General features: G+C 50.5%; 19 protein-coding genes. 4 read left to right on the forward strand and 15 right to left on the reverse strand.

Annotated features, from left to right (window positions below):
• Window positions 1-24: 24 nt before the first annotated feature.
• From AACS90_RS08530 to AACS90_RS08540, 3 genes are all read right to left on the reverse strand, one after another.
• Window positions 25-570 (reverse strand): hypothetical protein, encoded by a 546-nt coding sequence (locus AACS90_RS08530; protein WP_241538164.1) that lies wholly within the window; start codon window positions 568-570, stop codon window positions 25-27.
• A gap of 613 nt (window positions 571-1,183) precedes the next feature.
• Window positions 1,184-1,540, reverse strand: a complete 357-nt coding sequence (locus AACS90_RS08535) for a hypothetical protein (RefSeq protein ID WP_099120286.1) — start codon at window positions 1,538-1,540, stop codon at window positions 1,184-1,186.
• A 39-nt stretch (window positions 1,541-1,579) separates the two neighbouring features.
• On the reverse strand, window positions 1,580-2,443 hold the full coding sequence (locus tag AACS90_RS08540; RefSeq protein WP_099120287.1) for an NAD(P)H-hydrate dehydratase: 864 nt from the start codon (window positions 2,441-2,443) through the stop codon (window positions 1,580-1,582).
• Window positions 2,444-2,661: 218 nt separating this feature from the next.
• On the opposite strand from AACS90_RS08540, the gene AACS90_RS08545 reads away from it, so the two are divergent.
• The gene (locus AACS90_RS08545; RefSeq protein ID WP_099120288.1) at window positions 2,662-2,865 is read left to right on the forward strand and encodes a SymE family type I addiction module toxin; all 204 of its coding nucleotides are present in this window, start codon (window positions 2,662-2,664) and stop codon (window positions 2,863-2,865) included.
• Window positions 2,866-2,988: 123 nt separating this feature from the next.
• On the opposite strand, the gene AACS90_RS08550 is transcribed toward AACS90_RS08545, so the two are convergent.
• Window positions 2,989-3,441: a hypothetical protein gene (locus tag AACS90_RS08550; RefSeq protein ID WP_099120289.1), complete on the reverse strand. Its 453-nt coding sequence runs from the start codon at window positions 3,439-3,441 to the stop codon at window positions 2,989-2,991.
• An 11-nt stretch (window positions 3,442-3,452) separates the two neighbouring features.
• Window positions 3,453-4,568: an RHS repeat-associated core domain-containing protein gene (locus tag AACS90_RS08555; RefSeq protein WP_099120290.1), complete on the reverse strand. Its 1,116-nt coding sequence runs from the start codon at window positions 4,566-4,568 to the stop codon at window positions 3,453-3,455.
• A gap of 460 nt (window positions 4,569-5,028) precedes the next feature.
• Here AACS90_RS08555 and AACS90_RS08560 point away from each other — a divergent pair, with 460 nt between their 5' ends.
• Window positions 5,029-5,217 carry a hypothetical protein gene (locus AACS90_RS08560; protein ID WP_153043633.1) on the forward strand — a complete coding sequence of 63 codons (189 nt, stop codon included), beginning with the start codon at window positions 5,029-5,031 and terminating at the stop codon, window positions 5,215-5,217.
• 263 nt (window positions 5,218-5,480) lie between these two features.
• On the opposite strand, the gene AACS90_RS08565 is transcribed toward AACS90_RS08560, so the two are convergent.
• The 3 genes from AACS90_RS08565 to AACS90_RS08575 all read right to left on the reverse strand — a co-directional run bounded on the left by AACS90_RS08565 (window position 5,481) and on the right by AACS90_RS08575 (window position 9,682).
• Window positions 5,481-5,684, reverse strand: a complete 204-nt coding sequence (locus AACS90_RS08565; RefSeq protein ID WP_339373614.1) for a hypothetical protein — start codon at window positions 5,682-5,684, stop codon at window positions 5,481-5,483.
• 16 nt (window positions 5,685-5,700) lie between these two features.
• The gene (gene xerC / locus AACS90_RS08570; protein WP_099120293.1) at window positions 5,701-6,726 is read right to left on the reverse strand and encodes a site-specific tyrosine recombinase XerC; all 1,026 of its coding nucleotides are present in this window, start codon (window positions 6,724-6,726) and stop codon (window positions 5,701-5,703) included.
• A gap of 232 nt (window positions 6,727-6,958) precedes the next feature.
• Window positions 6,959-9,682, reverse strand: coding sequence for a CHC2 zinc finger domain-containing protein (locus tag AACS90_RS08575; protein WP_099120294.1), 2,724 nt, complete (start codon window positions 9,680-9,682; stop codon window positions 6,959-6,961).
• Window positions 9,683-9,812: 130 nt separating this feature from the next.
• Here AACS90_RS08575 and AACS90_RS08580 point away from each other — a divergent pair, with 130 nt between their 5' ends.
• Both AACS90_RS08580 and AACS90_RS08585 read left to right on the forward strand, forming a co-directional pair.
• Window positions 9,813-10,154: a helix-turn-helix domain-containing protein gene (locus tag AACS90_RS08580; RefSeq protein WP_305847165.1), complete on the forward strand. Its 342-nt coding sequence runs from the start codon at window positions 9,813-9,815 to the stop codon at window positions 10,152-10,154.
• Between the two features lie 75 nt (window positions 10,155-10,229).
• Window positions 10,230-10,550: a SymE family type I addiction module toxin gene (locus AACS90_RS08585; RefSeq protein ID WP_099120296.1), complete on the forward strand. Its 321-nt coding sequence runs from the start codon at window positions 10,230-10,232 to the stop codon at window positions 10,548-10,550.
• 78 nt (window positions 10,551-10,628) lie between these two features.
• On the opposite strand, the gene AACS90_RS08590 is transcribed toward AACS90_RS08585, so the two are convergent.
• From AACS90_RS08590 to tssA, 7 genes are all read right to left on the reverse strand, one after another.
• Window positions 10,629-11,030 (reverse strand): immunity 22 family protein, encoded by a 402-nt coding sequence (locus AACS90_RS08590; RefSeq protein ID WP_099120297.1) that lies wholly within the window; start codon window positions 11,028-11,030, stop codon window positions 10,629-10,631.
• On the reverse strand, window positions 11,027-15,670 hold the full coding sequence (locus tag AACS90_RS08595; protein ID WP_241538165.1) for an RHS repeat-associated core domain-containing protein: 4,644 nt from the start codon (window positions 15,668-15,670) through the stop codon (window positions 11,027-11,029). The genes AACS90_RS08590 and AACS90_RS08595 overlap by 4 nt, the downstream gene beginning before the upstream one ends.
• Before the next feature lie 13 nt (window positions 15,671-15,683).
• Complete coding sequence (locus AACS90_RS08600; protein WP_099120298.1) at window positions 15,684-16,103, reverse strand: DUF1795 domain-containing protein; 420 nt, start codon at window positions 16,101-16,103, stop codon at window positions 15,684-15,686.
• 54 nt (window positions 16,104-16,157) lie between these two features.
• Window positions 16,158-18,275, reverse strand: coding sequence for a type VI secretion system Vgr family protein (locus AACS90_RS08605; RefSeq protein WP_099120299.1), 2,118 nt, complete (start codon window positions 18,273-18,275; stop codon window positions 16,158-16,160).
• 26 nt (window positions 18,276-18,301) lie between these two features.
• A complete protein-coding gene (locus tag AACS90_RS08610; RefSeq protein ID WP_099120300.1) occupies window positions 18,302-19,663 on the reverse strand; it encodes a VasL domain-containing protein in 1,362 nt (453 codons plus the stop codon).
• 78 nt (window positions 19,664-19,741) lie between these two features.
• The gene (gene tssM, locus AACS90_RS08615; RefSeq protein ID WP_193757124.1) at window positions 19,742-23,275 is read right to left on the reverse strand and encodes a type VI secretion system membrane subunit TssM; all 3,534 of its coding nucleotides are present in this window, start codon (window positions 23,273-23,275) and stop codon (window positions 19,742-19,744) included.
• A 68-nt stretch (window positions 23,276-23,343) separates the two neighbouring features.
• A complete protein-coding gene (gene tssA, locus AACS90_RS08620) occupies window positions 23,344-24,822 on the reverse strand; it encodes a type VI secretion system protein TssA (protein ID WP_099120302.1) in 1,479 nt (492 codons plus the stop codon).
• Between the last annotated feature and the right edge of the window lie 5 nt (window positions 24,823-24,827).

A 24,827-nucleotide genomic window follows, 5' to 3' on the forward strand; every position in this document is an offset into this window, starting at 1 on the left:
ACCAACCAATAGCCGGATATATATTTACAAATTTTTCTCTTTCACCTGCTGTGAATTAGAAGGCGATAACTTATAGTAGACTTTATCGTCATCTGTGAGTGGTTTATTCTCAATCTTCATTGAAAGGATCGCATTATCTTTGGAGATCGCATAATAGTTGAAATAATTTTCTTTACCATCATAAGGATACTGAAAGTCTGGTTTCAATAGTTTTTTTTCATAAGATCTTATATAGGGATCATATTCATCTTCATAAACTACCTGTTTGTTTCTGACAAAGATAATCTTATAAAAAAGACTAGCTTTTCCTTTAAATGCAGCTCCAATAATATCCTCAATATCCTGATGCCCCATCCCTTTATCAATAATATACATTTTATCCCAATCAAAAGGGGCGATTTTATTCATATCAATTAGACAAGCAGTGTTTTTCTGGCAATGTCTATCAGCATAATCGATAATACCCAATTTACTGTTATTATATGATAAAGAAAAAAAGAAAACGACAACACCCAATATTAACGAAAGTGCAACAATATTATTCTTGTTGATAACGTGGAAAAGCATCATTCCCCCTTCATAACCAAATCAGATATGAGAAAACAGTTTTTAAATTCCTATTTTTATAATCAACCAGTTAAATTTATATATAAATCTCATCGTAGCATCACAATTCCATAATTAATCTCATTTATTGATAAAAGTAGTAAAAACATTCCTATCTGCTCTCAATCAGCAGCTTTTTTAGTAAATGCATAATGATGTTATCAGGATCTAACTTTATTTGTGGATATGGATCCACATCACTCATAGTAAGCGACTACGCCACACTGCTATTTCATGTTTTCACTGAGGATTGAATAAAGTCACCAACCTCTTTTTTTATTATTTTCAGCATAAAAAGCACTATGCAGGGGGTGCTTTATGCAAGGGAATAGTATATTAAGTTTACTGACAATTTTTTAGGTTTCAAATAGAAAAATTTGATAAACAAATCATAAATGAGACGAATTGTCGCTAATATAATTTAGTGGTAACCCTTAATCCGTTAATTTGATTATACTTTTTAGTTAGGGGGTTCTCAAAAAACCATTATACAAAACAAAAGTAATAAGCAACATCACAAATTAAACTTATGATGTTTATAATATACATTAACCATCATAGTTAATAACACCAAAAATCAATAATTAAATACACCTTCCTCTGAAAAAACCAACTTTCCATTTTTTGAAATATATAAAATACCTTGTTGGAAAATGGTATATTTCATATTTTTATTAGTAAAACTATATCCATAGAAAGAACAGCTCCCTGTGTCACAATCTCTATTCATAGTGTGTCCTTTTATTGTCAGTGAAGTATGATCTTTCTTATTTGTTATAACAGACTCCACATCCTCGCAACTTACATATCCTTCAGGGCAAAAACTATAAATAGCAACGTGATAAGTCTTTGTCTCAAAAATAGTTGCATCATCTGCAAATGATACCTGTGAAAATATGAAGAGCATAAAAGCTAACAGTATTGATTTCATCATTGTCACCCGCTCCTTAATAGTCAGTTTTTAATTCAGCCATCATGTATCGTGATTAGTTATTTGGTTTCTTATTTTTCTGACATAATCAATAATCTCATGGGCTGTCAGACCTATCGGACCGATACCATCCGCAACCAGCATATCAGCCGCTTTACCATGTAACCAAACCCCTGCTCGTACCGCTTCCTCAAATGGAATACCCTGAGCCAGCAGACTACCGATAATACCGGAAAGTACATCCCCACTACCAGCAGTCGCCAAGCCACTATTCCCTGTTTCATTTACCCACGTTCGCCCATCCGGTGCAGCAATTACGGTACGATGACCTTTAAGTACCACCCAGCAACCATATCGGGCACTCAAGGCTAGTGCCGAACCCAGCCTGTCAGACTGGATAGATTGAGAGTCTGTCTGTAACAGCCTTGATGCTTCTTTCGCATGAGGAGTAATAACAGTTTTGTCCGAAAGCGCAATTTTGCTTGGAAATTTTGCCAAAATATTTAAACCATCAGCATCAACCAGTACTTTTTCACCTTGATGGATATAGTTGATCATTTTCTGTATAAAACGAACCGCCTCAGCAGAAGTCCCTAACCCACAACCAATTACCCACGCAGATGGCAGTTCGCCTTCAAAAAGCTGGCTTGCTTTATTCAATATCAATTCCGGTACAGTATCTATCAGTTGGACAGCAAGGGGCTCCTGATTAAAACCGATAATAACCTTCCCACACCCGCTCTTTAATGCAGCTGTACCAGAAAGAACACAAGCGCCGCTCATGGTTTCAGCCCCGCCGATAATATTCAGAGTCCCGAAAGTACCTTTGTGACTATCTTCAGGCCTAGGTAATATTAGTGTTGGAAACCAGCCAGATACTTGCTTTTTTTCATCCTGAGTTATCATTCATGCACCTCTCAATTTTATGTTCACTTGTTGACTCTCGACCCAATGTAATTGTATGAACAAATAGCTCTTGTTATCTGCTATTTTTAATGAGTGTAATGTGATTGATATCCATTTTTCAGAGGGAAACAGAGCATCTTTTGCCTGATGTGCTGGGTTTGAGGAAATGTTTTATGAGTGAAACGCAGGGAAAAGGCTAGAAATGTGTTCGAAACTTCTTGACCGCAACAAAAGATCAATGGCTTAAGCAGGCCGGGTTCGATGTTGGTGGCACCCTCACCGTCAAGATTATGGACGGCTGTCTGGTGCTCATTCCTGACAGCGACGATACCCGCAATATCAGGCAACAATACGAACGCCAGCAAGATCAGCTCAGTGAGATTAAGCTGCGGATGCTAATTGGGGATTATCAGGCGAGATAGAAAATTTTATTTCAAAAAACCGGAAGTTCAATGGCATACTTCCGGTCTAATAATAAAAATAGTAAATGGGAACAGCTTATTTTAATTTAGTAATTCACTAAAATATTTCGCTTGATCTCATTTTCAATCATCGTCAATACCCAACAGTTCATAGAATTCCCGATAATCAACATCATCACTCGATATCCACGGTATATGTGAAGGCTTTTGCATCGGATTCTCAAGAAACTCCATAACAAGAATATGGGCTTCATTCAAATTGACACAACTACCTAATGGAACCAAGTTCTCATCATGTGCATCGATAAATTTATTAATTAGGTCAGGGTTAGCTAAAGCAAAATACCCATCCTGACCATTAATATTATATGACATCGAGACAGTTGAATTATCAAAACAATATATATACGCCAACTTGAAAAGGCCTTTATCAGGAGATTGATAACATATGTATCCTTCAGGTAATTGTTTCCACAAAGAAACATCCCCAGACAAAAATAATTTATCAAACTGCTCGATTGAGGGTGAATCATAAATCTGGCGGCTACCAGGGTATCTAATTTCAAATCCTTCCATCTTATTAATCTCTATTTTGCATGCAAAACTACTGAAGCACCATTTTTGGAGAATAGCTTCATTTGCTCAATGCCCATTTCTTTCATCAAGGCAGGTAAAAAACGTTCACAATGACCACAAGTCTGTCGATCAACATACATCGTGATTTCTTTTGGCATTACACCACCGGACTTTTCATAAGCTCGCATTAAGGCATGCCCTTCAGCATGGAAAGCTGAGGTTCCTTTCTCATCTTTAGATAAATAGTCAATCTTTTCATTCCATTTTTTACCTAATGCTTTATCCTTTTTTATCAATGTCCCAGAGTTTACACCAAATATCCGGCGGCCATTCATTTCAAAAAAGGCAACCGTCCCCATGTTATCTCCCGGAGTTGGTATATGATCCCCTAAAGGTTCCATCTTGTTTTTCGAGCGCCTGAAACGATCGACTATTTTCCATGGATCTTCACACCCAGCCAAACCCAGCGGATCAACCGCTTTGGTCGGGTTGCCAACATAAGCATACGGCTTTTCACCTCCAGCCAGACCAATCGGATCAGGCGTCAGATAACAACTGGCAACAGGCGAGTAATACCTGTGCCGATTGTAGACCAGCCCGCTCTCTTCATCCAGCCATTGACCGGCGAACTTCAGGCTCGGATTTAATTCGGGATTTTCCCCCAACACCCCCAGACGCAGCCCGTACAGGCTCTGCGGCGGCTGTCGCCAGACCCGGTGCCCGGCTTCATCAAATAAGGCCAGCGGCTCCCCGGTCGGGGCACACACGGCATACTGCGTCTGCACTTTTCCGGCAATCAGTTCATGGCGGTTTTCCGGGTTCAGGCTAAAAAACTGCACCTGCTGGGCCAGCAACTGCCAGCCCTCGAACACCAGATGACGAATACTGTACAAGCGATTGTGCCGGTACTCGCGGATTTCCGCCGGCACATCGCCGTCCCACAGGTAAGTGGTGCGCTGGCCTGACTGTTCACACGCTTTCTCGGTGCGCCGCCCAAAGGCATCATAGCGATAATCCCATTGCTGGCCGCCCGGCGTCTGTACCCCGGTAAGCTGGTTCTGGCTGTTCCAGCGGAACTTGGTCAGCTGCGGGCGGTGGCCTGCCTGCCAGAGCTGCATCGCGGTCATCCGCCCCGCATCATCATACTCCAACAGATGCTGGCCGAGCTGGCGTAACCGGTGCCCTTTCTGGTACAGCCGCTCCCCGTCTATCTCGTTGAGGCCATCCTCAGACGGGTCCGGGTGCAGTCATACTTTTTTACGTGATTTTTACCTTGATTATCAGCTTATTAAAGAACTGTTTTTACCCGTTTCGCCCACCGCCGCGAACTGAAAACGCCGAGGTGCGTTTTTGCCCTGTGACCACCGTCAGCCGTTGTGCAGTATAGCGTCACTTTTTCTTTGTGATGGGCTGGACAGATTGATTTTGTGAGGCTTTTCACTTCTGGCAACGGGCGAACGCCGACCAACTTGTTTGGGCGGTGGGCGCACGTTCTGCGGGAGCGGGTGGCAGAGAACCCGCAAGCGGCGCATTGCGACGCTCTCAGGCACTGAAGCTCAGGATCTAGCTCGGTTTTGATGATGATGCTTGACTCAAGGGAAGCCCCCCGCGGGGGCTGCACGGGGCGGAGATGGCGAGCACGGTAACGAGCAAGGAGCACAGCGACTGCGAGCCGGGCGCAGCCAGTGCAGCGGGGGCGGGGCGGGGGAGGTAAACCAGCGGAGGCCGCAGGCCGACCTGCCTTCAGGGGGTGTTAGCCTGAGCCACTCATGGTAACTGAAGTAATTTGGCAATATGTAGGTATGTTGCACGGTTAGTTTGATGATGAACACTGGCAGCATGTGGGAACGCTGCACGGTTTATTTGATAATGCGCTCTGTTGCCATGAATAACAGCGTTTTGGCTGATATTTGACAATATGTAGGTATGTTGCACGGTATTTGCCGATGACTGGCTCCGGTGCTGACAGCAGAAGGCGCAGCCTTGTGCGGCGGCACCCCTGCGAGGCTGAACAGCGGGGGCGCCAGACATAATGTGTATTATACGCTGCGAACCGCTGTACGGTGTTGATTCGGGGAGCGGAGCCGCCCGGTGAGTGGCGTATAATTCCCCGACATTATGTTGAGTGGACTTTGGACGGCCTGCACATTCTTAACGGGGACACGACAGCACAGGCCGGCCATTGCCCACGTACCCCCGCAGACACTGAGGCTGACGGGCAGTCCGGCACGGTCTGCCCCCACGCCGATCCCAGCAGACTCAACGGGGATTATCGGGCTGTCCGGTATACCGGGGTTTCGGTTGGCTATCCGGGGTTTTTGTCTCCGTGCCCGAGGGTTCCTGCTCAGCCGGATGGGTCTGCTGGTGCACGGTCTTTAAGTGTCCGATAGCGACCCGCGTATAAATCTGGGTGGTCTCCAGCCGTTCATGCCCCAGTATCGCTTGTATGTGCCGGGTGTCGGCGCCGTTGTCCAGCATTTGGGTGGCCATCGAATGGCGGAACAGGTGACAGGCGCCGGGTTTGTCGAGCTGCGCCTGCTCACGGATAACCCGGCCGACCAGTTGGCTTAAGTAGTCACACGACAGGCCGCGCCCCCGGTCGGAGATAAACAGGTAGCCACTGTCCCGACTCGCCGCCAGTCGCGGGCGGACCTGCATCAGATAGCGTTTCAGCCAGTCCAGCGCCCGGCTGCCGATAGGCACCACCCGGTCTTTCTGCCCCTTGCCCTGACGCACACAGAGCACCCCGCGCCCCCGGTCAATGTCCCCCAGACGCAGGTTCGCCAGTTCCATCCGGCGAATGCCGCTGCTCCAGAGCACTTCCAGCATCACCCGGTTGCGGAAGCCGTGCAGCGTCCCGCTGTCCAGACTAGCGAGCACCTGCCCGATTTCAGCCACATTCATCACCTGTGCGGGCAGGCGCTTTTCTTTTTTCGGCAGCACGAGCTGTTCCGCCGGATTGTATAAAATCTGGTGGCGGTGCAGCAGCGCACGGAACCACAACCGCAGGGCATTGAGCCGTTCACGCTGACCGTTGTTGCGGTAAGGCTGCCCGTCTGCTTTGCGGTAAGCACGCAGGTAACGCTGCCAGCTTTCCAGCACCGACAGCGAGACCTGTGGCGCGGTGCGGATTGCCCGTTGTTCGCACCAGTCCACGAACGGCACTAAATAGGCACGGTAGGCCACCCGGGTCTGCGGGCTTTTCCCCTGTGCGGTCAGGGTGTCCAGCCAGTTATCCAGTTGCTGGCGTAAGGTCATTACGGTGAAGTCCTGCGCATTTGGCATCAGTCAGCTCCTTGTATTTTTTTACGGGAAAGCAAAGCGATAACAGTACGATGTGATGGGCTTGTCTTCAGTGGCCGGAACAGTGATTTTGCTTTCTTCCCAACTTGCGAGCGATAAACCCTGTCTGGCTGCTGCCTTAAGCCTGATTTCAGATCCCCAACTTGGCACCAACTTGAACCCAACTTGGGGGCAACTTACGATAATTTCAGTCCAACTTGCGAACATCATAGCGTTATGTGAGCGCGACATTGGGCGTATCAGGAATATCAATCAGGCCACACAGATAGTGGCCTTCCGCGCTGTCGCCGTCCCAGAGCAGTTCGTACTGCAACAGATGTCCCCGACTGCCGCCGTGTACCAGCAGGTATTCCATCTCACTCAGTCGCTGGCAATGGACCTTGAGCTGGTTATCACTCCAGTGGGTAAAGTCACGGATATCCCGCCGGGTAAAGCGCACTTCACGCAACGTTCTTTGTTCGCTCACGGCCCTGTCTTGCGCCATCTGCTGTATCAGCAGCAGTAACTTGCGGGTCTGTGGCGGCATTTCGTCGAGCGTCCGGCCTAAGATTTCATGCGCAAGCTGGTTGGCTAATTTGATATCGTCTTTGCTGACTTCGATATATTCAAGCCGCTTGCCACGATGCTCAGCGGTTTTGATGTCCCGCTGGTGCTGGTGCAGCAACGCGATACTCTGGATCAACGTCAGATATTTCATATGGTCACGGCGGGTGCGGGTTTTGTCTGACATAAAGGTGAGCTGGCTGGCATACGGATTGACCACATTCAGCGGCTTAAGCAACCGCTGGGCGTTCTGGTGCAACGTGGTGAGATAGTCCCGTTCGTTCTCAGCCAGCAGGCCTTCGAGCGTTTGCTTCTGACGTTGCAATGTATGGATCGCTTCCGTCTGTTCGCGGGATTCATTGACCGTCAGCACCAGACAGCGGTTCAGCAGCTCTTCATCCACATCAATGGCGGTCGTGGTCAACATCAGCATCACCGGGCCTTTGACGGTGTAGCTTTTGGTGACCAGATTTCCGGTCGCTTCGTCTTTGCCCGTGCTCGCCATCGTTAACTCGCCGTCTGACTGCAACAGCTTCAGCGCATAGGCCGCCTGCCGCACCCCCTCTTCTTCGGCAATGGCGAGGATTTTATGCTGGAGATTGGTTTCACCGAGGTAAAACAGGCTCTGGCCGGTCATGGCGCTGTACTGGATACGTTCTTCTTCGGGGATCAGGTTCAGGACGGCATCCATCAGGCTGCTCTTGCCGGCGGCGCTGCTGCTCTGGATCAGGACGGCTAAGGGTTTAGGCAACTTACGACTCACCGCCGCCAGATACCCCGCTAACAGATTGGTCGATTCACCAACGACACCACAGGCGGCTAAATCAGTGACGATACGACTGACCAGCGTCGGATCTCGCAGCAGTGCTCGTGCCGCTTCCCGCTCCGCGTCGGTCAGCGCAGGCGTGGCCGCTGACGGGGTTTTCGCCTGCGGCTGCCACTGCTCCACCGCCAGTAAGACTTGCCCCAATGCCCGCCGGATATCCCCCTCCACCAGTCCCAGCTCGGTCGCCGCCTGCCTCGCATAACTGTTCCGGCTGCGGGCACTCATCAGATCAACCCCATCCGCGAACAGCACCCCGCTTTGCCTGTCCAGCACCTGCGCATTGAGTTTCAGGGCGGCGGCACCGGCTTTGAGGGCGCTCATGCCCCGCAGACACCATTGCAGTGTGCCGACCGAGATCAGCAGTTCGCCATGGTCGCCGGGTTCACAGACCACCCCCGGTGTGGTGTTGGGCACGGTTTCAGCCACTAAAGCAGAAGCCGATTCGGGCACCGTGACGGGTTCAGTCGCAACTCTGTCGGCCACATCCTGCATCGGCACCGCACTGTCAAGCAGCAGGCCGAAGGCGACTTCCGGCTCCGCCACCTGACATAGATACCCATTAGCATCCATTTCCGGTGGGAACATCACCCGCAACGGGGTGATCCCTTTGGCGGCCAGCGCTTCTGCCAGTTTCACCGCCGCCGCATTACCGGCGCTGTCATTGTCGAAGGCGATCAGTACCTGCTTAATGCCGTAGTGTTCAAAAGCCTGCCAGTGGTCAGCCGTGACCCCGTTCACCCCGTAAGCGGCGGTGACATGGCGATGACCGGCAACCCAGAACGACAGCGCATCAATCAGCGATTCACACAGGATCAGGCTTTTCGAGGCTACCAGTGCCGCTTCATTCCAGACGCCGTGATGTGCCCCCGGCAGGTAACTATGCTTCGGTGTGCCTGCCCGCAAGCGGTCAATGATTTTGCGGCCATACATTTCCTGCACCTCGCCATTGAGACCGATCACCGGAACGACCAGCGAGCCGCTGAAGTGTTCATGCCCGCTCTCGCGCATTAACCCCACCGCCTGAAGCCGGGCACGGATCTCAGCACCTGCTTTGATTTTTTTCTCCGGCAAACGATAGCCGAGTGTGCGGTTGGCAAAGCCGAGCTTAAAGTGGCTGACCAGCTCAGGATGATCAAGGCGGCGTTTTTTCAGGTACTGATGGGCTTCCGGCGCATTCAGCAACGTCTGGTGATAGAACTCAACCACCCGTAATAACAGCGCCTGTTGCCCGACCGCATCACGGATCAACTCCGAGGAATCAACCAGCGGCTCCACCGCCGGATTACTGCCGAGCATCGCCCGCAACCGTTCACAGGCATGGCGCAGACTTAAATTCTCAGTCTTCATCACCCAGTCCAGCACCGATCCGCCTGCATCGCAGCCAAAACAGTGATAGAGATTTTTCGACGGCGTGATCACCATCGACGGTGTTTTTTCCTGATGGAACGGGCACAACACGATCATATCTTTACCGCGCGGGATCAACTTCCTCCCCTGCTGCTCAAGGACGACGACTAAAGGAACCGCGGCTTTCAGGTGCTGCAACTCTGATTCGGGAATGCGAGCCATATCATGATCTCCATAAAACACGTCAAGAATCCATTGCTCTTTTATTTAGTATCCGATAGGATACCAATATAAAGCAAGCACTTTTTAGGGGGATAGAATGGCGGCAAATTTCTCTGACTGGTTTAACTCAATGAGTATTGCTCACAGACTCATCACCCTGCGTAAGCAAAAAGGCCTATCACAACAGGCATTGGCGGACGCTATCGGCATTCATGTGACACAGGTAAAACGCTATGAAGGCGGGATTTCGTTACCATCACTGGAAGCGATTAAGAAGATAGCGCAGACACTGCGGGTCACTACGGATTCATTAATCTTTGAAGAAGATGAGCTACAGCCTGATAGCGATTTGGCTCTACAGTTTCAGGCGATCAGCAACATGCAGCCGGAACAGCGGCAGGTGATCAAAGAGCTGCTGGAAGGGATGATTATTAAGTATGAAGCGGAACGCTGGTCTTCCAAGATGAAGTAAAACACCTAACGCAGCGTATTCGGGCGGGCACCCGAATACGTTGCTCACCACAAGCAACTGACAAGGAGTTGAATGATGGCTAAGGCGCATTCTAAGCAAAACCGCGCGGTAAATAAAGCCGCCAAAACAGAACGTTATTACACCGTGGGATACGTGCCGCAAAACGACAAGGCCAATTCCCCGCCTGCGATCCACCTGAAAGGGCAGTGGCTTAAGCAGGCCGGATTTGAGATTGGTGGCACCCTCACCGTCAAGATTATGGACGGCTGTCTGGTGCTCATTCCTGATAGTGATGATACCCGCACCATCAGGCAACAGTACCAGCGCCAGCAAAACCAGCTCAGTGAGATTAAACTGCGGATGCGGGAACTGATTGGGGACTATCAGGCAGAATGATGATAAAAAAGCCGGAAGATCACAGGGATCTTTCCGGCTTTAGTTTTAGATATAAGATATCAATTTATTATAAATAAACTAATCACCCTCAAATAATCCTATATATTTTAATCCATTGTATTGTTCTTTATATGGAGGGTATATGTGTAGTTCTGAATCCTGATACCAAAAGATAGCATTGGCTTCTTTTATTCCTAATCTGTCACATATGTCTTTTATTGATTGAAATTCATCTTGATCAACAGCAGCATCAACTAAAATTTCATCTATAGAGACACTTTCATCGCGGCGTGGAATTATTCCTATAAAATCCTCATCGTACCATTGAAGACCAACATCTTTACAAAACTGACAAAGTTTATAATTAGGATCATCAAAATTACCTTCAACAGAATAATCTAGCTCAAAATATTTTATATATTCGTCTTCAGAGGAAAAATTATTTCCAATCCATAAATGTACTCTATTTTCAATTGTCATTTTCCACACTTCCCACTATATATCATATGTTTACGATGATGCCTGACCATTATTTTCTTAGCGTCAAATTTACTTTTAGCATTTTTCAGGTCTGCAATTAATTTATTATGAAAATGCCTACCTGCTCTACTTCCATGATGCCCGCCGTCTGGTACAGGATTTCCTTTGGCGTCTGTTACATTGGTGAACGTAATTTTATCTGTATCTACAACATATTTTTTTAGTTCTTCTGCTGTAAAACCTAATTCTTTTGCTTTAGCGGCTAAAGAAACAGGAAACATCTCATGCTTTCCTCCATCCCCCCTCAAAGCGGCAGAAACAGATTTTTTATTATCAATAATGTCTTGAACTGAAGCGTTATTAAACCACTCATTAAACTTACCAAAGTCCCATTCAGCCCATCCTAAAGGGTCAATCTGCCTTGTAGGATTATGAACGTAAGCATAAGGATTTTCACCCCCCAATAACCCAATGGGATCCGGCGTCAGATACTGCCCCGCCACCGGCGAGTAATACCGGAACCGGTTGTAGACCAGCCCGCTCTCTTCATCCAGCCACTGACCGGCAAACATCAAGCCCGGGTTCAATTCGGCATTTTCCCCCAACACCCCCAGACGTAGCCCGTACAGGCTTTGCGGCGGCTGGCGCCAGACCCGGTGCCCGGCGGTATCGAACAACGCCAGCGGTTCGCCCGTGGGGGCACAGACCGCGTACTGCGTCTGCACTTTTCCGGCCATCAGTTCATGGCGGTTTTCCGGGTTCAGGCTAAAAAACTGCACCTGCTGTGCCAGCAACTGCCAGCCATCAAACACCAAATGGCGGATGCTGTACAGCCGGTTGTGCCGGTATTCCCGGATTTCCGCCGGCACATCGCCATCCCACAGGTAGGTGGTGCGCAGGCCTGACCGTTCACACGCTTTTTCCGTTCGCCGCCCGAAGGCATCATAGCGGTAGTCCCACTGCTGGCCGCCCGGCGTCTGCACCCCAATCAGCTGGTTCTGGCTGTTCCAGCGGAACTTGGTCAGCTGCGGGCGATGGCCTTCCTGCCAGAGCTGCATGGCGGTCATGCGCCCCGCATCGTCATACTCAAACAGGTGCTGCCCAAGCTGACGTAACCGGTGGCCTTTCTGGTACAGCCGTTCCCCGTCTATCTCGTTGAGGCCATCAAAACGGCGAGAAGGATAGCCAGAAGCATCATACTGATAATGCTCTCGCAGCCGTTCGCCTTCACTGACGGAGGTTACTTGTCCATTACCGTTGACAACATAACGCAAACATTCCCGCTCATCATTCGCTGCCACCAGATTCAGTGCAGCATCATAGCGATATTCTCTGTCCAATCCAGCTAGCGTTGGCTGGGGAATATCTGCCACCTCATGAGCTTCAAAGAATTCGGTATTACGCCCAGCACGTTGTGTGGTCAGCTGCCCCATCAAGGAGTGTTCTTGGTGCAGGATAAAGCCTTTGTTCGAGGAGCGGCGGCATTCATTCGCCTCCACATCCCGTTCAATGTTCAGGTGATGATCACCGCTTATCCTGAGCCGTTTCAGTTCTCCGGCCTTGTTGACCCCCATCTCAGTCTGCCATTCCTGCCCATCCTGCACTAACACAATGCGCTGATGAGTAAAGGCATCAGGATACTCATGACTGATTTGCCCGTACGCCTGATATTCCTTCACGAGTCGTCCCTGCTCGTCATATTCAAAGCGCAGGGGGGTGGTACCCAGTGCTGCTACTTCCAGCAGCCTTCCCATCGGATCATAGCACCATGTTGTAGTACCTTCCGGAGTTTCCATCTCCGTCAGTTTACCATTATCATCATATAGATAGCGGGTTATTTGCCCTAGAGCATCGCGCTTCTCCGTGCAGTTGCCGTTACCATCATAAGCGTAATGCCACTGAGTATCTGAGTAATCAGTCTCTGTTATCACCCGCCCATCGGCATCTAATGTATAACGGTAGCGTTCACCCAGCGGATTAATCACTTCAATCAATTGTAGGCTATTTTTGTCGTAGCGATACTCCCAGCGGTGACCTTCACCATCTACCCGTGCCACAGGCAGGTCAAAGGGGCCGTATTCCAAATTCCACGCAACTCCACGTGCATCTGTCCACGTTGTTAGATTGCCGTGGCGATCATGGCGTAAGCGCTCTCGGCTGCTGTTGGGACGGTGACTCAGGGATATACGGTGGTGACGATCATATTCCCAACTCCACTGTGCCCCACCGCCTGTTTTGAGGTGCTGTAACCGATCCTGACGGTCATATCCCAGTGTCAGATTGCGGTTATCTTCGTCGAACAAGACACTTAGCCTGTGATTGGTATCATATTCCTGAGTACGTTTGCGTCCATCACTGTCTTCAATGGCAGTTACTAGCCCAAACTCATTACGGGTCAGCGTCGTCTCACTACCATCCGGTGCAACAAAGCGTGCGGGCTGGCCTTGGTCATCGTAATGTTGCATCCATTTCTGACCAGATGGTGCCATGACTTGTACCAGCCGATCCCGCTCATCATAGTCATATTCCCACTTGGCTCCCATTGCATCGGTGAAAGCCGTCACCAGCCCAGTATCCGCCAGATACTCCAGCGTAAAAGTCTGGCCTTCCGGTAGGATCTTACGCGTTAGGTTACCCCAATTATCGTATTCATAACGGGTGATGTAGCCACAGGGGGAGATTTCCTTGGTAACCAATTGCTCTGCATTGTAGTGCCAAGTAGTAACATACCCGTCCGGATCAATAACCCGGGTGATCCCCGGCTCATATTCAAATCGTCCCGGATAATAACCGCCGCTGCCCACGGTATAAATACAACGTCCCTGCGCATCATACTGATACTCGACTGCAGTTTGGTCACCATCCGACCAACGACTGATAAGCCCCTGCTCATTGTATTCATAGAACAGATGAAAATGCTGAGTACTGTCAGCATCTGCCAACCAACCGTTGTCATGGTAGCCATAGCGTACCATTACTTCATCCTGTTCGTTATCACTGCGGCGTATCTCTTTCAGCTTACCGTCTTCACGATACAGCAGCATCAGCTCAGGGCCGTCACTGTGAGTAACACTGACCAAACGATTTTCGTTACTATAGTGGAACTGGATCTGGTTACCGTATACATCTTTCAAGGCACCCAGTTGCCATTGAATCCCACCTTCTTCGGTCGGTACCGGTACAGTAAAGTGCTGACTAACCGGATTGTTACGTTCCTGCAAACAAAATCCTGCCCCCTCGCGACTTAGCATGAAGGCCGGATGCTCTGGATTTCGGCTACGCTGTTCATGAGGCATCAGAACAAAGTAAAGGCATGCGCCTTCAGTAGTGCGTATGGCTATCTGATCACTATTAACTATTGCACTACCAGAAAAAGTGTCAGTCCAGTTTTCACCCAATAACCCTCGTTCACCCGGTGACCAACTGCGCATAAAAGTGAGTGGAATGGTTTGCCCCAATTCGATATCAATGCGCTGGTCAAACAACATGCCGGTTGTTACATCAATAGGGTCTTTACAGAAGAAACGCTTGGTGGCCTCTAGATAACGTTTTGCACCCTGTGTCTCATTGTAACCGCGCCTCGCACTCTGATAGCGTTCGGATAAGTTATTTTTGACTGACTTTCCTGCTGTCGTGGCTCCTTTTTTTGTGCCATTCAATACCTTAGCTGAACCATTTTTCATGCTACGTCCGGCATTGCTGATACGGTTTCCAGCCTGCTTGACACGATTTTTGGCGTTTGCAGCCACCTGTTTTACATGATTTTTTGCCGCACTAGCTGCTACTTTTGCTCCAGCTTTAGCCCCTTTTGCCGCACTTTGAGCGGCCCATTTAGGGTTTTTGACCGCTTTTTGTGCCCACGCTTTCGCGTTCTTCGCTGCAAGTTTAGCTCCAGCCACTACCGCCTTCGCATCACGGACAGTGTTTTTAGCCTCTTTCACTGCCAGCCTGAATAGCGCTTTTCGTCCTCCTTTGGTCATCAGCTTTAAGCCGGCTTTCAGCAGACCCCGCTGGGGCGGCACTATAAACTCTACCGCCACCAGCAGTGCTCTTTGCCAGGGCGAGAACTCTTCTTCTACTTCTATGTAAGTGCCCTGCCCGGATCCAATAAGAACGGTACTCGCACCGCCCTTTATGGTCGCCCCGCACACCAATTTATCCCCCTCGCGTGCTGCAGCCTGACTGTTGATAAACACGGTTTCGCTACCTTGTGCAATCAACACTCTGAGATGTTTACTGCAACCTGATGTATCAACTTCAGCACGAGCCGCGTCTTTTCCCTCGATTTTGACGTTTTCTGATCCCGACGTCAGCACCCCATCCGGAGAACAGACGCTATCGCACATTCGTGTCACAGCAGCGCTTGCACTGGCGATAGTTCCGGCCATTTTTGCAACAAGATAACCACCGACGAGTAAACCGCCGATCGGCCCTAACAAAAGACCAACAGCCCCGATAACCGCAGCCGCAATAAGGGCACCGGCGACGACTCCCGCTAATGCGGCCAGAAAACTGCTATGCTGGATTGGGTCACCGATACGGGCCGCTTTCGGTCCATTGCCGCCCTTGGCTGATGCAGTGCCAGCTCGAACTGCCGCCATCCGAGCGGCTCGAACAGCCGCTCCTTCCAATAGTCCCATGGCTGACCCCCTGTCAGACAGCGTTAAAACTGCTCACCACTTGCAGCAGAGTATTACGCCGACTTTCGTTAAACGGCTGCGTTGACGTCAAATTAAAAGCCAACAATTGATCTCCCCGAATTTGTAACACCACGATCTGGTGCATCTCTCCTTCCGGGCTCTGCCAATGGTAATCCAGCCGCCATGCCAGCTCGCCGCTCAGTTCCATTTGCGAACGACCCTGCTCCTGATACCCCGGTAAGTGAGTGACAAATTGACTCAGTGTCTCTTCATAAAAACTGGCATGATCGACTCCTTCAGGCACCGGCGTACGGTTAATCACTAGATTCGCTCCGCTTTCGTCGGGCAGGACAAACACATGCATTGACTCATCTCGCCAGTCAGCTGGGATCATCAGGGTGCCTTCTTTCATTGGGTAAGCTTGTGCGTTCATGGAGTTTCCTTTTTCTCTTTATTTATTAGTGATAATAGCGGGGTAAATCCACCGTTAATTCAATGTGATAAGCGTGCCATTGATAAACACCCCTTCGGCATTCATCAAAATCGTGTTGTTGTTAAAGGCCAGCGCGATCCCTTCAGTATCCAGCTGAATCTGACTGCTCCCAACCATCAGGGTGATCGCATTAGTCGCTTTATAAAACTGAGTTCCCGGCTCTTCCCCTTTCGTTCCTTCCGTCACAACAACAACCGAACTGGCTTCTGTACTACGAGTCTGGCAAACTTCTTCCGACAGATTGCCTTCTTCCACCCTTTTAGCATCATGGCCTTTCTGAATCGTCAGCGTCCTATTGCCCTTTTCCACTACCAGACTCTGGTTGTCTTTCACCAGCGTGCTCATATCTTTCTGCGCATGCATAGAAAGCAGTTCACTGCCTTTTGCATCTTCAAACAGCAGTTCGTTATAGCCTTCACCTTTGTGGGTTTTGGAGCGGAATGCCATCTGGGTTTTACTGCCCGGTAGGCCGCCCGGCGGGATGTTGCTGGCGTGGTAGGTACGACCGGTGACGATGGGCTGATCCGGGTCGCCGTGCAGGAAGTCCACGACGACTTCCTGTCCGATGCGCGGGATCGCCAGCATTCCCCAGCCCTGTCCTGCCCACGGTTGGGTCACCCTGATCCAGCAAGAGCTTTGATCGTCGCTGCGTCCGTAACGATCCCACGGGAACTGGAGGCGAATGCGACCGTATTGGTCACAGAAGATTTCTTCCCCTGCCGGGCCGACGACTTTGGCAATCTGCGGGCCGTCAATCACGGGTTTTGGTAATGGAGTCGGACGCCAGCTCTGGTTGTGACGGATAAAGTGGAAGTGACTGTGCAGGGTTGTACCCGTATCGCCAGTTGCTGTTTCCCGTGCTTGCGGCTGGCTACCTGAATGGCTCGCCCCCACAACCTGCCACGGTTGGTTAAGATCAGGACGCGGGTGGTTATACAGAGTGAATAAACGGCCCGGCTGGATGGCGATAGCGTTGCCACTGCCCTGTCCCATCACGGCATCGTTACGCAGAGCTTCAAGACGGTAGCGGGTAAAGGCTTCACCGTGTGTTTCATCTTTAAAACGACCGGGATAGTCATAATGCTCGTAATACATCTCCTGTAAGGTGTCTTCCTTCATCTCTGCCCGGAATTCAGCAGGCCATGCCGGGTTTTTGAAGGTGTAGTCTTTCAGTTGCACCTGTGCCGGTCGTACCTGTGCGCTACATGTCAGGCTGCCAATAGCAGGTTCTCCAATGGTGCTGACTCCACCGGGCTGATAAGGAAGGACGATGCCCGGCGGTACAGAACCGGCATCATCAGCAAAGACCAGCGTATTACGGCCATTACCGCACTCGAAGAAGTAGAAAATGCCTTCTTCTGCGGTTAAGCGCTGTAGAAAATTAAAGTCACTTTCCTGATATTGAACACAGAATTCGCGCTCAGGGTGAGGATGACGCAGGCTGAATATAACGTCACGGATACCGTGCTCTTTCAGGATGGTGGTGATAATGGTCTGAATATCTAACTGCTGGAAAATGCGCGAGTTCTGTCTCAGTGTCGTGCGCCACAGGTCAGGGCGGATACTCATCTGGTAAGTGGTCTGGTGCAACCCGGTATCACCCTGCTCGAAGCGGGAAACGATCCCTGTAATACTGCGTTGTTCAACGCCATCCTGCAAAATGGTCAGCGTGGCGGTGCGATCCAGCACTGTCGGAAAGTCGATAGCTGGATCGGCACTCGCCAGTCCGACACTCAGACTGAATGGCTGGGAAAAACTTTCATTCAGTGCGAAATCGGTGACAACAAAAGTCTGCGGCGGTAATCCTCCGGCGGTTAACGTAAATTGCAGGCCACTGGGGTCACTGCCTCCGCCACCCAGTAATGCGCTGGCTTGTTGCAAGGCTTTAGCCGCTGCGTTATGACCACTTGCTGCCTGCTTAGCTAATCCCTGACCACCTGATGTTCCCTGTCCGCCGGTAATTCCCTGAGTATGCGGAAGAGCCTGACCACTACTTTGTCCGCTACCCCCCAACATGCCCGCAGCTTGCTTGGCCATTTGAGCGGCCTGTTGCCCCTGTTGCACAAGGGCCTGTCCTTTCTGCAATTTAGCTATGCTCTTCTTAATTGACATGATATGTCTCCCTGATTGTTCGCCACTTACATGTTTGTATGTTTGGTGGCACGGTCACGCTGTTCAGTTACATGACGCAGGCGGTCATAACGGCCGAGCAGCGCGTTAAAACGGTCATCAATTTCTTTCATCAGCACAGGAGAAACAGCTTCGCCTTTTTCCGCATGAACATTCAGTTGGCGCAGCAACTCCTCCAGCGGAACTTCGCTGCCGTGGTTGCGCTGAATGTCATAAATGGCGGTTTTGAGGTAAGAAAGGGTGAAGCTGCCACGCGTGCGTTCCTGCAACAGAATTTTGTCTGCCAGTTGCTGGAGTTGATCGCGGGTGCTGTACCAGCTGCCTTTTAACGGCACGCTGTCGATGCGGATGGTCATCTGCTGTTGCCAATTACGGGTAGCGTTAACTTGTTCCGCTAATTGTGGCCACTGTTTTTCTGCTGTTGCGGTCAGTGTTCGTGCAGCATCCCATGTTGCCAGTGGAGGCGTTTCCGCCAGGCGATCAAGCTGGGATGCGTAGTTTGCCAGTGTCGGCTGATACAACCATGCCAGCCGTGAACCCGTGGGCTGTTCTGTTATGGCGTTCAGTTGCTGTTGCAGAGGTTTATAGAATAAGAGCCAGCTCCCTATCAGCACCAACAATCCCAGAAATGCCCCAATGCCAAAGCCCTGCCATGCGGTCAGCCCGCGTTGTGGCTGTTCTGGAAACTGTACTCTGACCCGTTGCTGGCTTTCTTCCGGTGCAATTTCGGGTTGCGGCTGTGGTGGCGGGGAAGGTGGTGGCGTTTCCGGCTCAGATTCAGATTTAGACAGGTAAACCAACGGCGGCATTTTCACCGGCTGTTGTGCGGGTTTCGCAGCCTGACGCGGCTTCTCCAGTTTTTTCGCTGCATTCTGGAAGAACCACAGCAGGTTTTCTACTCTCGGCAAACGTTTCAAATCAGATTGTTGTAGCTGATCAATGATGAGCTGAAGTGCCCGCTCGGCGCGATAAATCATCCGTAGATCGCTGGCGGCAAAATCCAGCTGACGCAGGACACTCCCCGTCCGGGTGTGGAACCATTCCAGCAAATCAGTGCGTACCTGTGGTTGTGACGGCCACAAGGCATCCCATTCACTGACGATAACTCCTGCCAGCAGTTCACAGCCTTCAGTAAATCCAGCCAGACCATTCAGATGCATTCGGGCTAAGGTGTAATAAATCGCTGTCTGTAAATCGACGCCGTTGGTTTTGAACAAGGTCAACGACAGGGATTCCACCAGCATCCAGTTGACTTCTGGTTGTGATGGATGGCTGGTTTTGTTGATTTCGTCACGGATAACAGCGAATTCTGGCAGGTTCAGCGGGCTGCCTCCCGCCCGGATAATGAGGTTTTCAGGGTGTCCGCTCATATCTTTTTTCTCCTTAAAAAAACCCCTGCCCGAAGGCAGGGGAAGGTTTTACTTTCAAAACTAACCCACACCTTCGCCTCAATAGAGTGTGTCCGGTAGTTTGAAATGACTGAACAGCCCACCGGCAAATGGGTTGTCTGATTCGTCCACGTAGATGCGATAGGTCATCTCGCCGCCATCCACGCTGAAGCGCACATCAAAAGAACCGGATTGAATGTTGGTCAGTTTGCCGCTGTTAATCAGCCGCAATTGTGCCCACGGTCCCATATAGCTGATAGAGCGCGGAGCCAGATTACTTCTGTCCGGCATCAGGGTCAGCTTGCTTTCTGTGCCTGCACGCATCGAGTTCGGCCATATCAGACGTGCAACGTTGCTGCGTCCGTGGGTGTAATCCACCAGCTGTCCATCAAGGTTCAGCAAGGCGCGGCGTTTGTTACCGGTCAGGCTGACTGGCTCAATGGCAAACTGTGTGCCCAGCCCGTTCTGTGGTGAGAAGAAAGTGGCACGGATACGATTAGCATTTTCCAGCTGTTTCAGCACATCCGGACGGATAAGCGTACGACCGTCAGTACCCATCGTCAGTTTGTGTTCCACAAATGGTTTCAGGCTCTGTTTGTAGAAGGCATCAAGTGTGCCGTCCGGGCGGAAGAATCGCTCAAACTCGCTTAGCGGGACTTCTTCTTTAGCATTAGGATTGAACGGATAACGGCCTGCCAGATAGGTGTTGTACTGTTTAACAACCGTATCCTGCCATTCCACTTCCAGCGAGCGGACAGCTTCCATCATGACGACGCGCCACGCCTGATTCGCCAGTTCTCCGACCCAGCGATTCAGGGGTTCAGGCAGGTTTTTCGCCATCTGCTGGACTTCAAAAATCGCATCGCTGTTATTCTTATCCAGACGCATCTGCACAGCCTGAAGTGCTGATTTACCCGGTGTTGGTGAGTTTTGGATAGACAGCAGATAACGATGCAGTGCCATCAGTTTCTGGTAGACGCTTTGCAGCGTACTGCCTTTATCACCATGTTCGATCAATACGCCGGTTTCCTGGGCAAAACCACGGCTGATATCAGTCAGGAGTGTGTAATCCTGCTTATCTAACAACGCCTTTCTTTCCGTATTACTCAATGAGCTATCGAGCATCGGAGGGTTGGTGTTATCACTCAGGATTTGTAACGCACGTTTGATAGGCTGCTCACCGCTAATCACCTGTTCAATGGCATTGATAGCCTGTGGTAAATCCTCAAAGTCACGGATTTCGAGGTTATTCATTGCGGCACGCCATGTTGCGGTGTAATCCGCCAGATACAGCTCCGTGATTTCGCGCTCGATACGCTCCCGATCCGGTTCACTGTAATTGTCTTTACGTGGTGCCGATTCAGGTTCTTTGTACAGACCTTTATTCTTCGCTAAGTTCAGTACCCAGCTATCCATTCCGGTCAGCTCGACCAACTCGCCGCTCTGCTGAATAAAGTAGTCCGTCAGACCCTGACGGGTCAGGAACTGAGGTACCACCAATCGTTTTTCGTTACTGGCGACAAATACGCTGTCAAAACTCGGGCCAATCTGATCACGCAGGTTGATAGGTGCTGGCAGAGTATCCTGAGCCTTGATACGCAGGTTTTGGTAAACACGCTGTTTGACGGAGAGCTTGCTCAGCTCCAGCTGTGCTTCCCGGATAGGTTTCGCAAACGGCGCAAAACTATCAATCGCTTCCTGATCACCGGCATCACGTTTCTCTTTCCAGTCGGTACGATCCAGTGCGTAATTCAGATGGCTCAGCAGCGCATCCTGTACATCACGCTGACCGTAGAAGGCTTTACTCCAGCGCTCACGCATATACTGTGCAACCAGCCCTGCATTACGTTTGCTTTTATCTTCCATCATGCGCATCACACGCAGGATTTCGAGTTTTTCCTCACTACCGGCAGGTGCTTGATTCAGGTCATCCAGCAGTACGTGCATCAGGGATGGCAGGAATTTTTGCTCCAGCAGATTCAGGTAAGTGTTTTCCACTTTTTTCCCTACCAGACCGCCCTGATATAACCCCATATCTGTCAGGAAAGATTTTTTCTCATGGTAGTTACCGTAAGCCAGTGTTGCGTCACGGATCGGGTTCAACAGTGGCAACTGGAGGCTACCGTAATTGTCATCCCCTGTCGGAGCCGGTACGGAGAGGAATTTTTTCGCCTCTGCCAGTACTTCTTCTCCGGCACGGTAGTTTTTCTGATAGAAGTAATGCCAGCCACCCCACATTGCCAGTACGACCAGCGCACTCATGGTGGAGAAGGTGTATAACTGGCGACGGTTGCGACTCAGCCAGATACGGTTTTCAGCAGCCAGATTCGGCTCCGCCAGTAACACGTCTTCGAACAGGGTCTGGGTAAAGAAAGGCAGAGTGTCTCCCGCAGGCCATGTCGGAAATGCCTGGGAACCGAGGTGATATTGCGCCGAGGCCGACTGAGTGAACATGTCATCCATCTGCCCGACCTGATGGGCGGAAGTCAGGTACACACCGCGCAGCATTGGGCGGTGGTTTTCATCGTTGTACAGAATGTCTTCCAGCATCTGTACGATATAGCTGTACAGCCCCTGAATCTGACGGGTAAAACTGAACAGGGCGCTACGCTGATTAGCATCAACGCCGTTCAGCATCATATCCGGCATGGCTCCGTTCAGGTTGTTCATCCACTGTTGCCAGAACTGTTCCAGCTCACTGCGCCACGCTTTTTCGTCGCGATTGTTGAGGCTGAAAGTGACACCCAGAATTTGGTCACGCAGTTTGCGATCCAGTGACTGATACATCGCTTCAAAACCGTGCAACAAGTCAATCTTGGTCATCACCAGATAGATAGGCAACTGGCTGTGGAAAGTCAGGCGAATTTCCTGCAAACGATGGTGAATTTCCCGCACGTAACGCTCACGCTGTTCGCGGTTATCCGTCATCAGACGCAGGGTATCCACGGTCAGAATGATCCCGTTAAGCGGCTGACGCTGGCGGTTTTCTGACAGCCAGTTCAGCAGGGCTTCCCACAGACGACTGTTGATCTGAGGTTTGTCACTGTTCAGCGGAACAGGCTGGTCGATCAGGCGGCCTTTCGGGTCGATGATGACGGCTTTTTCGCCCAGCCAGCAACGTAATAACAGGGAGATATCCCCATCCTGACGCAAATATTCCGGCGCCGCGATTTCAGACAGCTTATAACCTTCTTTGATCAGCGAGGTTTTACCGCTCAACTGGCTGCCGATCACCATGTACCACGGGCGTTCGTATAAATAGTTGTAAGAATCCAGATGGCGCTGTAACTGAGATTTCCAGTGGTCAAGGTAACGATCCTGATATTCAATATCCATGCGAACTGGATCAACCACTTTTAATTCAACATCAAGGTTCAGTTTTTCAAGCTGACGCAGACGACGCCACGCTTTCACACCGATCCAGCCCAGTACTCCCATAATGATGAGGGCTGTCGCCAGCCAGCGGGCGGCAAGGCTTTCCAGCGGATAATCCTCACGGATTTTCAGGTCAGGCCCCCACCACCAGACTGCGATAAGCAGTACGCAGGGAATAAGCGCCAGAATGAGCGCTATCGCTGCCTTAAAACGCGGCATGGATTTAAATTTTCCCACCGCCGGCAGCACCGATTTCAATTGAGCGATTGATGACAAAGAGGGCCATTTCATAGGTTAACGCTCCTGTTTGAAGCAGTATCCTTATCAAGCGAAGGGATTTTTTCAGCGCCTGTTTTTTCAGCGCCTATCTTTTCAATTAACTGCGTCAGCAGGCTGGGTTCCCATTGGGTCAGTAACATGTGTTGTCCCGTGTGTAACAAGTTCCGGTAATGCTGTTGTGCCAGTGCTGTCATGCCCGCTTCTTCAAGCAGTTGAGCATTGAGCAACTGACCATAGAATTGATCACGAGGCTCCGTGAGCTGCTGCTGATGCTCTTCCAGCATTTTCAGGGCGGCTTCCAGCCCCTGTTGCTGGAAACATTGCCAGATGGCTTCCTGATCAGCAGAAACCGAACCGCCTCCCGTTGATGAAGAAGGTTCAGGTGCCAGCCAGTCCAGAGTCTCTGAAGAAATAAACGGACTCATGTCAGAAAAACTTAACGTTTTTAACACGGGCAGCCGTTCCAGAAACGCATTCAGTTCGTGGCGAATGGACTGGGCAACATTCTTGTAGCCCAGTTGTGCTGCTGCCTGAGCTGCAATGGCATGACCATCCAGCCAATAAGGAGCAAGCGCCAGACTCTGTTCAATTTGCACCAGCAGTTTGTTATCTGCGGTCGGCAGCCTTGCCAGATAATCGGCTGTGCGATCCGCTGAGGTTGGTGCCAGCGGTGTCTTTCCCGCATTCGCCATCGGCGCTGTGGTGATGGTGTGCCAGACAGCATGGCGGCGCAGACAATAACCGACCGGTGATTCCGGGTAGCGTTCACAAAGCAGATCAGAAACCGTCATCAGGGTCTGTTTCCACGCCTTATCACTGGAACTGTTAACGTCTACTTCCGGCATCGGCGCAACCGCATTTTCCTGCGTAGTTCCCTGAGAAGATTGCGGTTCAGCCGGAGTCTGAGATGTTGCCGCTGCGACAGGCTGTGAAGGTGCTGTTCCGGCTTCTGGCTGACGGTTATAGCGGGTGCGCAGCTGGTCGATTTCTTTTGCCAGCTCCGGCTCACTGCTATGCCAGCACTGTGCAAGATGGGCCAGTACTCCCTGCGCATCATCCCGCTGACCTTTACTGGATTTCTCGGTAAAACTCATCTGGGCAGAATCAAAGCGCTTGATCACCTGCTGCGCAAGACGGCGCTTCAACACAGGTTTATTCGGCCATGCTTTTTCCCAGTAGTTTTTTACGTATTCCGTCAGCAACTCCATCGCCAAAAGCAGTTCAGCCGGCTGACCGGCATGTTGCAGAGTACGCAACAAATGCACCATCAGCCGGAAGTCCTTACTGGTTTCGCTGAAAAGTTGCAGTGCCTGCCGCTGGATCTCTTCAACATCCAGCGAACCGTGTGACAGCGAGCCGAATTTAATCATCTCGCCATCGATAAATTCCCATGAGGGATCATTGTCTCCCAGTGCTTTACCTGTCTGTTCGTCGGACAGCGGGGCCAGCAGAGAGCCGAACCAGTCAAATTGTGTTCTGATGTCCATGTCGA

It is taken from the genome of Xenorhabdus sp. KK7.4, from assembly GCF_963876465.1.
Taxonomy (GTDB): Bacteria; Pseudomonadota; Gammaproteobacteria; order Enterobacterales; family Enterobacteriaceae; genus Xenorhabdus; species Xenorhabdus stockiae.